Origin of the sequence: Microbacterium kribbense, assembly GCF_039537285.1 — a bacterium.
In the GTDB taxonomy this organism is placed as follows: Bacteria; Actinomycetota; Actinomycetes; order Actinomycetales; family Microbacteriaceae; genus Microbacterium; species Microbacterium kribbense.
The window spans coordinates 437,800-453,102 of record NZ_BAABAF010000001.1; the positions used below are offsets into that span (position 1 = coordinate 437,800).

Consider the following 15,303-nt stretch of genomic DNA (forward strand, 5'->3'; position numbering starts at 1 on the left):
CCGGAAGCATCAGGTGCCTACCGTTGCACCATCCGCATCAGCCTCTCCCGCACGTACTCCCGCAGCCCCGGATCGCACACGTACACGTACGTCCCGAGCATCCCGCGTGTCAGCAGCACCCCGTAGATGTTGCGGATGTACTGCAGCAGGTCATCGTCCGTGTAGCGTCGCCTGAGTTTCTTGCTGTTCTCTTTGCCCTTCTTGTCGCGATACGCATCGCGGTCGATGAAGAAGCGCCCTGCCACCGGGTCGTATCCGAACTCAGGCCCGATGATGACCCCGGCATAGTTGAGGTCGTAGCCTTGCACGGTGTGGATCGAGCCGACCTCGTTGATCGAGTTCTTTGCATTGATCCAGTCCTTGTCGGTGCTGTTCCATCGCAGCCGGACGCCGTCAAGCTCGATGTCGAACGCGGCAGGGGCATGCCGGCTCACCCAGTCCCACGCATAGCCGGCCACCAGTCGCGCCAACCCCGCATCAGCATCGCGTGCAATAACCTCTCGCCGCATCTGGCCGAGATCATCGAAGAACCGCAGGTCATACTCGCCCAGATCGACGGCCTCGTCCACCGCAACCTCGCCCCGCAGCATCCTGCGTACGTAATCAACGTAGTCCGCGCCCGCCTTCACGCGCATCTGCGTGGTGAGTAGGTAGCGCCGGTGGCGGGATGCCGCACCCTGAACGACCTCGTGCAGCAGATCACTCGGCAGATCGGCCGGGCGCACCGACTGCTCGCCGTCGATCAGCAGGATCTGGTGTTCGCTCTGCGTCGTGATCCAATCGAGCTGCGTCTTCGTGAGGTCGTCCGCCCCGAACAGGCGTTCATTGATGCGAATGAAGTCGCGGTTGAGCACCCCCGACGACTGGTTCGCTCGCTGGTTGAGGCGATGCGTTTCGTCGACGATGAGCAGATCGAACCGAGCAGCGCTCTTGCCAACGTCGAACGGCGAGAGAACCATCTTCGGATTGAGTTTGGGGGTCTTCTTGAACACTTTGCGGATCGAGTCGCGAAGTGACTGCTGAGGGATAACGAGGCCCATGGTGAAGTCCCGCAGCAATCCGCGGTTCTCGGGCACGAACAGGTCGGCGAAGATCGAGTCGTGCTCGATATCGGCTGCCTCGTCATGGTCACGGATGTCGGCGAGCAGCTTCATCAAGAAGATCGCGACGATGGTCTTGCCTGTGCCGGGCGCACCCTGGATGACCGTGGTCGACGGCTTTGCGGCATCCAGATCCTCGAACAGGCCGTCGAGGATATCTTCCGCCGCAATCGCCTGGTCGTGCGACAGGGACTTGAACGGCGAGAGTTTGAAAAGATCGCTGTTCTCAATCTCGGGGATCGACCGCTCGAACACGCCTTCGCGCCGCAACTGCTCGAACACGTCGCGGAACGACTCGCGGTACAGCTCACGGTCGTAGTAATCCGCGTCGGTGATGCCCTCGTTGCCGTTGAGCACCGTGAACCGGCCGTCGCCAGCCAGCCAACGGATGAGGTGCGACTCCAGGTCGAGGCACACCGACTTGTTGAAGCGGTCGTCAATCACGACCCGGATCGATTGCAGCCCCGCGTCGCGCTTCTCCGGGTTGCCGAGGTGCTGGTGCATGCGCGCGACGGCATTGACAGTCTCACCGACGTACACGGCGGGCGTGGTGCGGCGGCGATCTCCGTCGATCACGTACACGACCGGCCAATTGGTGTGCCGAACACTGCGGCCACCCCAAGCACTGACGTCGCCCGCTTCGAACGCGACCTGCTCGATGCTAAAGGGAGTCATATTTTGTGCTCCGGCCGCGGGCCTTGGCAACGGGGTACTTCGCACGCGTGCGTTCAAGCTTGTCGAGCACGATCTGGTCGGGGTTGGCGCCAAACTTGTCCGCCAGGAGCAGCCAGTAGGTGATGACGTCAGCCAGCTCATCGCGCACGTGGGCCGAGTCGACTTCGGTGCCCCACTGGAAGCATTCGAGCAGCTCGCCGGCCTCGATCACGATGCTCTTCGCGAGGTTCTCGGGGGAGTGAAACTGTGCCCAGTCGCGCTCGGCGACGAACTGCCGGAGCTGCTGTCTCACGTCTTCGCTGGACACACGATGAACCTAGCAGCAGGTAAGAGCCTCCATCCAACAGGCCGACAGGGATCAGCGGCACCGGATCATGGATCGATAGACTCGCTCGTAGGTCCTCAGGAGGACTAAGCATCGGGCCAATTTGGAGTGGACTCCGGTTGATCACCGCTTGCTCCAATGGGGCCGTGGTCGCGAGATCAGCGGCCTGCGTGAAGCACATTTTGCCTGGACCCGAAGCTGACGCTGAGGTCGAGCATCTCGCTCGACCTCAGCGTTCCGACCATTCGCTGAGGAGGAACTCGTGTGGTGGCAACTCGATCAGCGGATTTACGATGCCGCGGCGCGGCTCGTACGTGAGCACGAGAAACGAGCGAGGTCGGTGCATGACGAGAACAATAGGCGCCGTCGGCGGAGCACTGCGAGGCCAGAGCTGCTGCCGCTCCTCCGCCCTGAGGCGTGGGCACTCGACTCAGGTTTCAATCCATACGTCGTACGCTCCCATCATGAACGGATTGCACACGCAATTACGGGAGGGCTAAGAGACCGCAGCTACTCGCCACGACCTCCTGCAGGGTTCCGCGTATCGAAGCCCTCAGGTGGGTACCGCGTGGTTAGCATGTTTCAGATAGCGGACGAGGTCATCTCGAACCGCCTGCTCCGGTCACTGACGCGAAAGAATCTACCTCGGCTGAGTGCGCGCGCTTACGCGTATCGGCCCGACTTGGGCCCACATGACGCGATAGCTTATGTCGCGACAGAGTTTAGCCGGGAGCATCGCCTATTCGTAGCTGAATACGACTTCAGCAAGTTCTTCGATACTGTCTCGCATCAGTTCCTGCTTGAAACATTAGACACCATAGGGATTACGAGAACTCCTCTTGAGCAGTACGTCATCGAACGCTTCTTGGAGGCACCCGAGCCGTACCTCACAGCGGAGGAGAAGAATTTGCCAAAAGCACGGCGGCTGCGTGGCGTGGCGCAAGGGACCTCGCTCAGTCTTTTTCTTGCCAATGTCGCAGCGTCTGAGCTTGACCGTTCGCTGGAGCGCCTTGGAGTCGGATTCGTTCGATACGCCGACGACACTCTCATCTGGAGTCCCGATTACGGACGCGTTAGCGAAGCTGCATCAATTTTGCATGAAGCTTCGAGTCATATTGGTTCTCCGATCAACGCAGAGAAGAGCCTCGGGATTCGGGTGCTCGCAAAGGAAGAGACGGTGCACGTCGAGATGTCTTCGACGAAGCACGTGGACTACCTCGGACACCGCATCGGTATGCGTCAAGTGCGGATGAAGGACCGTTCGGTGATCCGAATCAGAGAGCGTATCGCGGAGCTGATCTATACGAATCTGATCCAGGAACCGCTCAATGGAAGTCAGGCTGGCAGTCGTCTGGGGGGCGTCGATAGGGACTACGTGACTCTTATCTGGCAGCTCCGTCGGTATCTCTATGGGTCATTGACTGAGAATGATGTACGCAGGTTCCAGCGGGGTGCAATTCCTCCGATGTCGTTTGAGGGGGTTATGTCGTTCTTCCCACTGGTGAATGGTGAGGCACAGCTTCGCGAGTTGGACGAGTGGATAGCGGCGCACATCTGGCTGGGGCTTCGGAAGCGCGCCCACCTTCTGAAGGCGGGTGGGCTTGCCACCCCACTGCCGCATGGGCTCGAGAAAGCTCAGCTCCTCGGTTTCACTGCGACATCATCACGGACCGGCGACCTGATCGATCTCCGAGTGCCTAGTGTCCGGAAGATCGCACGCGTCATACAGACTGCGGTTATGACGCATGGTCTGGGAGTTGTATCTGGACGTCCACCCCTGTACCTGTATGGAGAAGAGTAGGAGATACTGCCTACATTCGAGCTGCGTGGGATGGCTTGGCGACGACCAGATATCTCATTAGGGTCGGCATTTGGTGCGGCTGGGTGCCAGTGCGCGCCACCGTCCGATCGTCTCGATATCCTTGGAGCGGCATGCGATTCCAGGGGGGGTGCGGCGTAAATGAGGGCGGATTCGCCGCTGTGGCGAGTGATGGGCGATCCTGCACAGGCGCAGGAGGCCGAAGCGCTCGCCAAGGTGCATGAGATGCTCCCCGACGACGGGGTTGCTCGGGCGTGGGCGAACGTCACGTTCACCGACGACGCAGGGCGGCTCAACGAGGTCGATGCCCTCCTCCTTACGCGCGCGGGCCTATTTGTCATTGAGCTCAAGGGCTGGAACGGCCAGATCAGCGGTAACCAGCATGAGTGGATCCACGCCGGTCGCAGGCAAGCTAACCCCCGCATCCTTGCAAACGCAAAGGCGAAGCGGCTCGCGAGCGTGCTCAAGGACCTCGCCTATAAGGCTGGAGCACCCGCGCGCACCGTGCCGTTCGTCAGCGAAGCAATCGTGCTCCACGGTCGAGACTTGACGGTCTCGCTCGACCAATTCGGAGCAGAACACGTCTGGGCTCTCGACGGCTTCCACATCAAGGGACTCGGGGCATACACGCGGTTCTCCGACTTTCTCAAGGCCCCCGAGACGAACCCGATCGACCTTCCCCGCGCGAAGGCAATCGATGCGCTCATGAACGCGGCGGGACTGATGCCTCGCGTGAAGCAGCGCATGATCGGACAGTACGCACTCGACACGAGCGAAGTATTGGGTGAGGGCCCAGGCTGGCAGGACTTTCTCGTCACGCACCCGGCAGCGGAGACGAGGCGCCGCATCCGACTCTTTCCCTACCCGAAGGGTGCGGACCGCGCGACCCGACTCGACATTGATCGTCGCGCTCAGCGCGAGTTCCGGCTGACCGATGGGATCAGCCATCCGGGCATCGTCGGTCCGCAAGAGCTCTTCGTTACAGAAGAGGGTTCGGCGCTCGTCTTCGCCTATGACCGTGATGAGCTCAGCCTCGCCGATTATCTGGCCGCTCACACAGACGATCTCACGTACGATGCCCGCGAGCGGCTGGTCCAAGACCTCATCGAACTGGTCCGGTTTGCGCACACCCAACGGCTTACACATCGCGCCCTCTCGCCGCTGAGCGTCCGGGTGAAAGCGTCAGCGAACGAACCTGTCCGAATACGGATCCGTGACTGGGACCTGGCACGCCGCACCGAAAGCGGCACCGACTCCTCGACGGTCGTCTCTCGCGGGATCACGGACTTGGTGGGGGTCGTTGATACCTGGGCGCTTCTCTACCTCGCGCCAGAGACGCTCCGCGGCGCAACACCCGCGTCCTCACAGACGCTGGACGTCTATGGCGTTGGCGCTGTGGCGTTCACGATGTTGACAGGACAGCCACCTGCGGTGAACCTCGCCGCCTTCGAGTCACTGGTCGCGTCAGGAGCGAAGGGCCTCGACCCGCGCGCCGTCACACCGCAGGTCTCTGACTTGGTCGCTGGCGTCATCATCGCGGCAACGGCCTTCGAAGAGATTCACCGATTGCTCGATATCGTGAGTGTCCAGTCGCAGTTCGAACAGGCGCGGGCAGACGTGGCACCGAAATCGGTCCCAGCGCTGACGGATCCTCTCGATGCGAGCACCGGTGAGATCGTCGGGGAACGCTTCGAGATTGTGCGCCGCCGCGGTTCCGGTTCGACCGGCGTCGCACTCGAGGTCGTCGACTACGACACTGAGCGTCACGGCGACATTCTCAAGCTTGCAAAGGATGACGCGGCTGCCGCTCGCCTGATGGTCGAGGCATCCATTCTCGACCGCCTTGACCACCCTCGCATCGTCAAACGACTCGATGGCACGCTGACCGTCGGCACTCGCCAAGGTCTGCTGATGACGGATGCCGGAATCGAGACGCTCGCCGACCGCATACGCCTCGAAGGTCGCGCCACGATCGAGCAACTCGAACGATACGGCGGCGATCTCTTCGACGCGCTTGCCCACCTCGCTGAGCGCGGGGTGTTCCATCGCGATATCAAGCCTTCGAACCTTGCTGTGAAGCCAGATCCCGGTTCGCGCAAGCCACACCTCACACTTTTCGACTTCTCGCTCGCCGAAGAACCGCTTGCGAATATTCGTTCCGGTTCGCGCCCGTACCTCGACCCGTATCTCGGTACGGGCGATCGCCGCCAATACGATTCGGCGGCCGAACGGTTCGCCGCCAGTGCAACGCTCTTCGAGCTCGCCACAGGCGATCCCGTGTGGTGGGAGTCGGGTGACGCTCCTGCTAGTGCCGCCGATGCGCCGATCGTTCAGGCGAGCATGTTCGATTCCGGCGTCAGTGACGGGCTGGTGACCTTCTTTCGTACGGCCCTCGCGCCGGACGCGAAACAACGACACGCAACGCTGGAGTCGATGCGCGCAGCCTGGGTACACGCCTTCCCGGCCGCTGTTGCAGACGAAGGGGCGGTGGAAGCCAACGACGCGAAGGCTGCTGCGACCACACTCGACACCGCGCTCGCAGATTCGGGTTTAAGCGCCCGCGCGCTCTCCGCGGTGGCGCGCGTAAATGTCACAACGGTCGGCGAGCTGCTCGGCGTGCCGCCGATGGCGATCAACCAGATCCGCGGCAGCGGTGAGCAGGTGCGTCGCGAGATCAGCGCGCGAGTACGCCAGTGGCGACAGCGGCTGACTCAGACCACAACGCACACTGGGGTGGCAGCCGAAGGCGGCCGTCGCGCAGTCGAACTCGTCCGTGATTCCCTCGCACCCAGACCCGAAGAGACTCCCGAGGCGCAGTTCAAGCGTCTGCGCAAGGCGGGCACGCTGGGAGCCGTGTCGGCAGACATCGCCCGATGGCTGAGCGAGTTCGAGAACGTCGCGACCCTTCACGAACTCGCGGCCAAGATGCTGCGTGAGTATGGCTCAACTCTGACGGCTGAGCATGAGCGTGTCGAGATCGCAATTGACGTTGTGGGCAAGACCCTGGAATTCGACTTTCGCTACCGTGAGCCGCGCTTCGTTTTCCAGCGCACTCAGGACTACAAGCGATTGGTCGTCGCGTACGCTCCTAGCGACGACTCGGGACTGAGCTTCGATGAGGCACACACCCATCTTGAGTCACTCCTGCACGCAGCAACAGTCGTGGATGAGTTGCTGCGAACTGATGACGTGATCTCAGCCCCACGCCTGCGAGAGACCCTGCGCGGCCGGCGCGCTGAGACTGTTCGATTGTCGGAGGCGCGGATCAACCAGATCGCGATCGGACTGTCGAGCACAGGTCGCATTTCGTCGATGGGCGAGGCATATGGGGTTGCACTGACTCCGGCGCGCGCCGTTGAGCATGCTCTGCGATCAGCGGTGACACGTGAGCTGGCAATCTCGACGATCGAGCAGCGTGTTCGAGCGCGCTTTCCTGAAGTGCAGGAGGTGCCGGCGCGCCCGGCACTGGATGCTGCGGTGCAGGCCGCGATGCCGTACCTGGAGTGGCTCCCCGACATCAAGAAGTACGGCATACGCAGTTCGGGCACCGCCTCCGGCACGATGACTGACTCGTCGACGACGTGGGGCAGACCCGCCGGGGACCCGGCGATCGCTGCTCGTCTTCGAGCGTCATTGCGCGAGAATGGCGCTCTCGTCCTGGTCGTGTCGTGGCGGCGCCCGCTGCCGGCCGCCGCGGCTGCGCTCGCACGAAGTCACGGCCTGCAGGTGGTTGATCTGGCTGAGGTTGCCCTTGCGGCGTTGCGCGAGACGGCCGTGGCGCGGCGTGTGCAATGGCCGGTGGTATTGAAGGCGGATGGACAGGATGCCGCAACCCAAGATCACCGGAACCTACAACAGCTAGCCCGCTTGGCGGTGACGCCGGTGTGGAGAGAGATCTTGGCTTCTCCAGAACCCATGGTCTTCTTGAACGCCGCGGTGCTGGCTAGATGGGGTCTCACCGATCTGATCGCCGAGGTGACGAACCTGGCGACAGCGCGTGTAGCCGCCCGGTGGTTCCTGCTGCCGCGACCGCGTTCTGGCGGAATTCCTGACCTCGATGGTGTGCCCGTGCCGTTCGGTGCCGACGGGTGGATCGATCTCGCCCTTGACGGTCTTCCCACCGGCGTGATCGACGCTGGGCTGCCCGACCTCCCTGCTACTCATCCGACCCTTCTGCGAAAGGCTTCCACTCCGTGATCGAGTCCCAGACCCTGCTCGGCGACCTGAAGCGCCAGCTGAAGATCCTCGAGGCCGACCTACGGGCGCGTGCCGAAGATGAGAGCACGGTATGGGGTGCACGCCTACGCGACGAGTTCGCCCGGGCTCAGGCGCGTGAACGCACCGGGCTGCCATGGATCGCGTGGCGTGACGGCGAGGTTGCGCAGGCAGGCGTGGCCTGGATCATCGCGACGGTATTCATCCGATTCTGCGAAGACAACGGATTGCTTGTGGGTGCGACCGCTCCGGACGGGCGGCTGCGGGCGCAGCCGTGGATCGCCGCGCCCGGCGATGGGCTCGAGCGTGCGGCTGAGAATGAATCTGCTTTCAACCGAGAGAACCCGCTGCGCACCTCACGCGACTGGTTGCAGGAGGCCTTCGTTGCACTCGCGGATCTGCCAGCTGGCGGTCCGCTTGTCGACCGGCGGCACTCCGCGGTGTGGCATGCGGAGATTTCGGCGTCCGCGGCCGACGAGCTCCTGGCATTCTTCCGGCGCACGACGCCGAGAGGTGACTTGGTGCACGACTTCAGTGACGCCCATCTTGATACCCGCTTTCTCGGCGACCTTTACCAGGAACTCTCCGACTACGCGAGGAAGACGTACGCGCTGTTACAGACTCCGGAGTTCGTCGAGCAGTTCATCCTCGATCAGACGCTGGAACCAGCAGTTGCCGAATTCGGGTTGACGGGGCTCAAGCTCATCGACCCCGCGTGTGGGTCAGGGCACTTCCTTCTCGGAGCATTCGAGCGCCTCAACCAGAAGTGGGCCGCGCAGGCGCCGGGGCTCGACAGGGGTGAGCGCGCTCAGCGTGCACTCGACGCGATTCACGGCGTCGACCTCAACCCCTTCGCTATCGCGATTGCCCGCTTTCGGCTCACTGTTGCGGCGATCCAGGCCGCCGGCATTCGGACTCTCCTTGCGGCGCCGGCGTTCAAGTATCACCTCGCGATCGGCGATTCACTGCTCGGCGGCCGCAGTCCCGAGGCGAAGCTGGACTTGAGCGACGATGAGGAGTATTTCTCCTACAGGAGTGAAGACTTGCAAGAGCACGTCGACATTCTCAAGGCAGGGCAGTACCACGTGGTGGTGGCGAATCCGCCGTACATCACAGTAAAAGACAAGTCCCTAAATAAGGGTTATCGCGACCGATATCGGACCTGTTTTCGAGCGTATGCGCTATCTGCCCCGTTTATGGAACTTCTCTTTCGATTGGCCAAGCCAGCGCGCGGCACGGGGACGGCCGGCTATGTGGGTCAAATCACCTCGAACTCTTTCATGACGCGTGAGTTTGGAGTCAGGCTCATTACGGAGTTCCTACACGGCGGATACACTGGCGTGACGCCGGACTACGTCGATCTGACTCGGATCATTGACACATCTGGTGTGCCTATTCCTGGGCACGGGACGCCGACGGTGATCCTCATCGGACGACCTCGCAGGCCCCAGAGCGATCTGGTGCGCGCGGTGCTCGGCGTCCGCCGAGAGCCCGGGGAGCCCGCCGATCCTGCTCAGGGTCTTGTGTGGCGTGAAATAGTCGAACACGTGGATGACGCTGGATACAACGGAATCTACGTCTCGGTCGTAGACACATCGAGAGAAACATTTTCAGCGTTTCCATGGTCGCTCTCAGGCGGCGGAGCTGGTGTCGTATTCGAACAGATCGATGCTGCGCCGCGTCGGCTCTCGGAACTGGGCGTGGTCGTCGGACGGACGACGCATACGGGTCTGGACAGCGCCTTCTTTCGGCCGAAGGGCTACGCTGCTCGTCGCGGCGTTGCGGAGGAGGTGCCCGTTATCCTCGGCGACGGGGTGAGAGACTTCGCGCTGGAGGTTGTCTGGGAAACCTTGTTTCCATACGATTCCAACGGACTCCCCATTCCACCGGGAGCGGTCTTCATCCGTGAGATGTGGCCGTTGAGGGCCCCGCTTCGTGCACGGGTTGATTATGGTCACACGCCCGAACAGCGCGGTCTTCGATGGTTTGATCACAGCATGTTCTTCGCGAAGCGCTTTGCGGAGCCGTTCGGCATCGCGTTCGCGTTTGTGGCAACCCACAATCACTTCGTGTTGGACGGCGGTGGAAAAGTGTTCAATCGTTCGGCGCCAATCATCAAGCTTCCTGCGGGGGCGACCGAGGACGACCACTACGACCTGCTCGGCGTGCTCAATTCCTCCACCGCTTGCTTCTGGCTGAAGGAGGTGAGCTACGAGAAGGGTGGGGGCGGAGAACCGTGGGAGTGGCGATACGAATACACTGCAGCGAAGCTCGAGGAGTTCCCGCTACCTAGTGATCGGGCACGCACTCTCGCTCGCCGGATCGATGAGATCGCTCAGGCGCGAGCGCGTGTGGCGCCGGCGGCAGCCCTCGCAAGCGGCACATCCCTGGTCCAGTCACATGCTGAATGGGATGAGTTGGGCCGTCGCCTCGTCGGCCTCCAGGAGGAACTCGACTGGCGCATGTACGTCGCCTACGGGCTCAGCGATGCCGATCTCCTTACGCCAGAGGACACAGATCCCGTCCTGATCGAGCCGACTCAGCGCGCCTTCGAGATCCAACTCGCTCGCAATGTCGTGGCGGGCCGCACAAAGACTGCGTGGTTTGAGCGGCACAGGCGCACTCCGCAAATTGAACTCCCAGCGTCTTGGCCCGACTGGTACACGGATCTCGTCGAGCGACGCCTCGATGCGACGGAGTCCAACCCGTCGCTGCGGCTCCTTGAACAGCCCGAGTACAAGCGACGCTGGGCCGGAGCCTCGTGGGACGAATTGCTCGCAGATGCCGTCACGACGGAGCTGCTCGACCGTCTCGAGGCGCCGGAACTGTGGCAAGACGGTGCGGGCCGTCCGCTCGTGCGCTCCGCGGCACAGACCGCCGACGCGCTACGGCACGACGAACGAGTGCGCGAGTTGCTCACGATTCACACCGGTTCGCCCGACTACGACTTGGTGACTGAGGTCGGCCGCCTGCTCGCAGGCCAAGCCGTGCCAGGGTTTGCGCCGCTGCGGTACAAGCCGACCGGTATCGAGAAGTTCCGGGTGTGGCAGCGCACATGGGAACTGCAGCGCGAGGAGGACCGGGGTGAACACGTAGACGTCCCGGTACCTCCCAGGTACGCGAAAGAAGACTTCCTCAAGCCGTCGTATTGGACGGCTCGAAACAGTCTCGATGTTCCCAAGGAGCGGTTCATGTCCTTTCCTGGTTCGGTAGTGCCCGATGACATGACTGCGCTATACGGCTGGGCCGGATGGGATCATTCAGAGCGAGGCCAGGCAGTCGCCCGCCTGGCGGGTGATCTCGCGCGTTCCGCCGCTCCCGACGAGCAGATCATCCCCTTGCTCGGCGTACTCCTCGAGCTGCAGCCCTGGCTCGACCAGTGGTATCGCGAGGTCGACACGCGCTCCGGTGTCAGCCCGGCATCCGCTATCTCGGGCGCTACGAGTAGCCTGCTGTCGCGCCTGGGTGTCGGTGCCGACACTGTCAGCGATTGGCGGCCGGCTCCCGCCGCCCGCGGAAGAAAGAAGAAGGCATGACTTACACGCTGACCTCACCGCTGCGGGAGCTCATTCACCTGCCCAGGCGGGTCGAGGCCGCCGACTTCGTCATCAAGCTTGACGAAGGCGTCGCCCGGCGCGAGCAGACCATTCACGACTACGTCGTCACCGATGCGATCGCCGATGCAATCGGTGAAGGGCTCGACCTGGTCGCAGGAGCTCTCACTCGTCAGTCCTCACGCGGGGCGTTTCTCGACGGCTCATTCGGATCCGGCAAGTCGCACTATATGGCAGTGCTGCACCTGCTGCTCTCTGGCGACGTTGCAGCGCGGCAGATCCCGGGGCTCGGCTCCGTCGTCGCCACCAGGCAAGACACGCTCGAGCGCAAGCTGCTCGTCGTCGATTACAACCTGCTCGGGGCGACCTCATTCGAAGACGCGCTGTTCAGCGGCTACCTGCGCACGATCGAGGCGAGGCATCCGGATGCCACCATTCCTGCCCCTGTGTTGCACGTCAGCGACGGTATTCTCACCGACGCCCGTGCTCTGCGCGGTCGCATTGGTGATGACGCGTTCTTTGACGGCCTCGGCGGCGGCGACGCAGGGTGGGGAGACTTCAGCAGCGCGTGGGATGCCGCGACCTTCGGTGCGGCTGCGGACGCCGCACCAGGGCATCCCGATCGTGACCGTCTCGTGCGCGATCTCGTCGACACATACTTCACCTCTTCCGTGCATGCGGGCGAATGGCTGGCCATGGCAGACGGACTGCAGGCCATCACCGCGCACGCGAAGGACCTCGGTTATCAGGGCCTCGTGCTTCTTATCGATGAGATCGTGCTGTGGCTCGGCCAGCACCTCGCCGACGAGACATGGGTAACGAGCGAGATCGAGAAGGTCGTGCAGCTTGCCGAGAACGCCACGGCCAACCTGCCGATCCCGATCACCTCGTTCCTCGCGCGCCAGCGCGACCTGCGCGACTTTCTTGGAACGCATGTCACGGGCGCGCAACGCACCGCTCAGGGCCAGCTTTTCTCATACTGGGAAGACCGATTCGACAAGATCACACTGCACGCCGCCGACCTGCCCAAGATCGTCAAGCAGCGCCTGCTGCAGCCGGTCGATGACGAGGCTGCGCAGATGCTGAAGCTTGCGCTCGCCGAGGTTAAACAAGACAATGCCGCGTGGGGCTACCTGCTCGCCGACGACGCCAATTCCGACGAGCAGGATTTCGCCGACGTCTACCCGTTCAGCCCCGCCCTCGTCGACACGATGGTCGCATTGTCGAGCCTTATGCAGCGTGAGCGCACCGCGCTCAAGCTCATGGCGGAGTTGCTTAGCGCTGGGCGCGACACCCTGCAGGTGCATGATGTCATTCCGGTCGGCGACCTGTATGCGCCGATCGTGCTGGGCGGTTCTGCACCGCTAACCGACGAGATGAAGAAGCACTTCACGATCTCCGCTGACTTTTACCGCCAGAAGATGCTGCCGTACTTGTTGCGTAAGCATCAGCTCACCGAGAGCCAGGCTGCGGGGCTCGACCGCGAACACCCTTTCGTCACCGAAGACCGACTCGCAAAGACGGTGCTCATCGCCGCCCTCGCACCCGAGGCGCGATCGCTGTCGAACCTCACGGCCGGTAAGCTCGCCGCACTGAACTGGGGGACGATCCGTGCGTTCATCGTCGGAGACGAGGCCGGCCAAGTACTGGGGATCGTCCGTCAATGGGCGACCGAGTTCGGCGAGATCAGTGTTGGTGACGGCCCTGACCCCATCATCAGCGCCACCCTCAGCGGCGTTGACTACGACTCCATCCTCGAGCGCGTAGGCAACGAAGACAGCCAAGAGACGCGCCGCGAACTTGTGCGGCGACTCGTCAATGACGAACTGGGCCTTCCCGCGGCATCCACCAGCCTTGTCGGCCAGCAGCTGACCCACGTGTGGCGCGGGCAGAAGCGGGCTGCCACCGTCAAATTCGGAAATGTCCGCGACAAAGACAGCGTGCTCGACAGCGATCTGGTGCACAGCGACGACCAATGGCGCGTCATTATCGACTTTCCCTATGACAGTGGGTCGTACTCGCCCGCGGACGATGTGGCCCGCCTATACGAGCTGCGCGACGCTGGTCGATCGTCTAACAGCATCGCGTGGATCCCGAACTTCCTGTCCGATGCGCGGCTGAACGACCTCGGCCGGCTCGTGTTGTTGGAGTATGTGCTCACCGGCAACCGATTCGATGCCAACGCCGCACACCTGGCACTCGCCGACCGGGGACCTGCCCGACAGACGCTCGAGTCGCAGCGCCGCACACTGCGTGACGTACTCACTGTTGCTCTTCGGCAGGCGTACGGCGTGAACGCGCCCGATGAGATTAACGTCGGTGCCGACCTCGCAGCTAACCAGATCTTTTCGAACCTCGCCGAGGGTCTCATGATCTCCCCGCCCCCCACGGGCACACTGCTCGTCGGGCTGCACCACGCGCTCGACACGGCGTGGGCGAACGAGTTCCCCGATCACCCCGATCTCGGCACCGAAGAAGTATCTGTGCGTCGACTGAGCGAGGCCGTCGACCTTGCCACGGGCACGATTGAAGCGGGTGGGCGCCGACAAGGGCTGAGCGCCCCCGAGCAGAAGCTGGCGCGTGAGATCGTCACCCCCCTGGGCCTCGGTATGCTCAATGAGAACGTGCTCGTCGTCGACGCCGCCCACTTTCGCTGGAACAGCCAGTTCGCGCGATGGGAGGGTGAGCTCGGTCAGGGCCTCACGATTGGTGCGTTTCGTGCCAAGCTCGTTCCCTGGGGCATGTCGGCTCCGATGCAGAACGCAATACTGCTCACGTGGATCGCTTTGGGCGATTGGGAAATAATCGGCGTCGCGAACCCGGGCATGCAGGGCTTGCCCGAAGCTGCGGGACTGCGCAAGGCTAACCTGCCACAGGCCGACGACTGGTCGCGGGCTCAGCAGTATGCGGGTGGGATATTTGGTGTCGCGCCCGAGACGCACCTCACGTCGCGAGCGGTAGTGAGGTTTGCTGCCGCGGTGCGCATGAAGATCGATTCGAATGGCGTAGCCGACCTGCTGGCACAGCTTCAGAAGCGGGCGACTGAACTCGGCATCTTCGAAGAATCCGAGACCGGGCGCCTCGCGACCGTGCGTCGCCTGAACCAGCTGATCACAACGCTCACCCGCACGCACACCGATAGGGAGCTTGTCGACACGCTCGCCACCTTTGACCTGCCCGAAGATCCCGTGCCGCTCGGCCGTACGTTCACCACGGCTGATCAACTCGCGCGTCAACTGGCAGGACTCGACTGGGGAATCGTTGCCGCGGCCGCGACGAGGGCGGACCCTGCTTTTGAGGAATTGCTCGCGGCCATGCGCGAGGCAGCCGCTGTCAACGAATCCGTAGCAATGCTGGAACCACGGTTGCGCGAGATCGCAACGCGGGCTCGGCACCTTGTCGTACAGCCAGTGATCATGCCGCCGGTGGAAGCTCGCCCCGGCGACCCTGCCGTATCGAACACCGGGGTCATCGACGAAACGCCAGCCGCGGCATCCGGGCGTCGTGAAACTACCGTGGCCGAATTGGGCCCAACACTCGACGAGTTACGGGCCGAGATCGAGCGTGCTGCTGAAACCAGCGATACCGTGACCATCCGCTGGCAGGTCGGCTGAC

At 62.9% G+C, this 15,303-nt stretch carries 6 protein-coding genes; 4 read left to right on the top strand and 2 right to left on the bottom strand.

Translation table 11 applies throughout. The annotated features are described in order from the left end of the window. Nucleotides 1-17: 17 nt before the first annotated feature. Both ABD705_RS02025 and ABD705_RS02030 read right to left on the bottom strand, forming a co-directional pair. The gene (locus tag ABD705_RS02025; protein WP_344779982.1) at nucleotides 18-1,775 is read right to left on the bottom strand and encodes a DNA/RNA helicase domain-containing protein; all 1,758 of its coding nucleotides are present in this window, start codon (nucleotides 1,773-1,775) and stop codon (nucleotides 18-20) included. Then, nucleotides 1,762-2,082, bottom strand: coding sequence for a nucleotide pyrophosphohydrolase (locus ABD705_RS02030; protein WP_344779984.1), 321 nt, complete (start codon nucleotides 2,080-2,082; stop codon nucleotides 1,762-1,764). The genes ABD705_RS02025 and ABD705_RS02030 overlap by 14 nt, the downstream gene beginning before the upstream one ends. A gap of 358 nt (nucleotides 2,083-2,440) precedes the next feature. Here ABD705_RS02030 and ABD705_RS02035 point away from each other — a divergent pair, with 358 nt between their 5' ends. The 4 genes from ABD705_RS02035 (at nucleotide 2,441) to ABD705_RS02050 (ending at nucleotide 15,302) form a co-directional block, all read left to right on the top strand. Next, on the top strand, nucleotides 2,441-3,901 hold the full coding sequence (locus tag ABD705_RS02035) for a reverse transcriptase domain-containing protein (protein ID WP_344779986.1): 1,461 nt from the start codon (nucleotides 2,441-2,443) through the stop codon (nucleotides 3,899-3,901). 189 nt (nucleotides 3,902-4,090) lie between these two features. Next, nucleotides 4,091-8,116, top strand: coding sequence for a protein kinase domain-containing protein (locus tag ABD705_RS02040; RefSeq protein ID WP_344779988.1), 4,026 nt, complete (start codon nucleotides 4,091-4,093; stop codon nucleotides 8,114-8,116). Beyond that, a complete protein-coding gene (gene pglX / locus ABD705_RS02045; RefSeq protein WP_344779990.1) occupies nucleotides 8,113-11,670 on the top strand; it encodes a BREX-2 system adenine-specific DNA-methyltransferase PglX in 3,558 nt (1,185 codons plus the stop codon). The genes ABD705_RS02040 and pglX overlap by 4 nt, the downstream gene beginning before the upstream one ends. Then, a complete protein-coding gene (locus ABD705_RS02050) occupies nucleotides 11,667-15,302 on the top strand; it encodes a BREX-2 system ATPase PglY family protein (RefSeq protein WP_344779992.1) in 3,636 nt (1,211 codons plus the stop codon). Before pglX ends, ABD705_RS02050 begins: the two co-directional genes overlap by 4 nt. The last annotated feature ends 1 nt before the right edge of the window (nucleotide 15,303 follow it).